Here is a 1076-nt window from a genome sequence, read left to right as displayed (position 1 = left end):
AAGTTTTAAGAGACTACATACACTTTAAAATAGCCCTTTCATTACTAAAAAAAGATAAAGAAAAACCATTCCTAGAACAGTTTGAAGATAATTCAAATACACAGCTACAAGAATTTTACAAAAAATATCATTATGATAATGGTATTAAAGATATTATTAAAAACTTGAAAGGCTCAATAGGTGAAATTTTAGATCCTTCAATTTATTTAAACTACATTGATGAGTTTGGTACTACACACTTTTTTTATGATGAGTGAAAAGAATCACAAGAATTAGTTAGAAAAAATCACTTTCAAGCGTCAAATCAACGTCAATTCTACACCTTTGCCTTAAACCTATACAACAAATTCGTAATGCCTTTTAGTTATATTTTAAGTGATGGTGATGATAAAAACGGTTTTGATACATTATTAGAAGATAAACCTGTAAGTTCTAGTGATAAAAAATTCAAACAAGCCTTATTTGAAGAGTTTTACCAACCAATTTTTGGTAAAATCGAAACAATAGAAAATAACGCAAGCGATGACGCTAAAATGTTAAGTGCTAAAACCAAACTTAAAAACTTTTTAGAAAATTCTATTGTAAAAATAGAAGGTAAAACAGACAAAAACTTATTATTTAGTTATGATATTATAGCCAAAGATGTTGATGGTAATCATTTTAATGGACTATGATTAAAACCTAACGAAGAAAATTCAGATAATTAAAGCACTAGTTAGTGCTTTTTTATTTAAAAATTGCGTTTTAAGACATTGTTTATATTATAAATAATTAATTATTAATAAAATACATAATTTTTACAATACAAGCGATTTAAACGCTGTTTTAAATCCAACATTTAAATATAATAAACTTTTAAATTATAATTTAATGTTAAAAACTCTAAAAAATAATGTAATTTATACTTAAATCTAATAAAAGTACGTATTTACTAAATAATATTAAATAACACAAGAAAATAAAAAATAGCCGGAGCACCTTATGCTATCCCGACCTAGTCTTACATAGTTATTTTACCACAATTCGGCCGCTTTATTTCAATTCGCCTATTTATAATAAGTTTTTGTGTTATTAAA

The 1076-nt window shown here is 24.7% G+C and carries 1 protein-coding gene; it reads left to right on the top strand.

Annotated elements, in window-relative coordinates; genetic code table 4:
- Positions 1-707, top strand: a 707-nt coding sequence (locus tag N9R85_RS03835; RefSeq protein WP_262858660.1) for a hypothetical protein, incomplete at its 5' end; no start/stop codon positions are given.
- Positions 708-1076 lie beyond the last annotated feature (369 nt).

This window comes from Mycoplasma sp. CSL7503-lung, assembly GCF_025515455.1.
Taxonomy (GTDB): Bacteria; Bacillota_I; Bacilli_A; order Mycoplasmatales; family Metamycoplasmataceae; genus Mycoplasmopsis.
The sequence above is the reverse complement of the archived record's forward strand: the minus strand, read 5'-3'. Positions and strand labels throughout refer to the sequence as shown.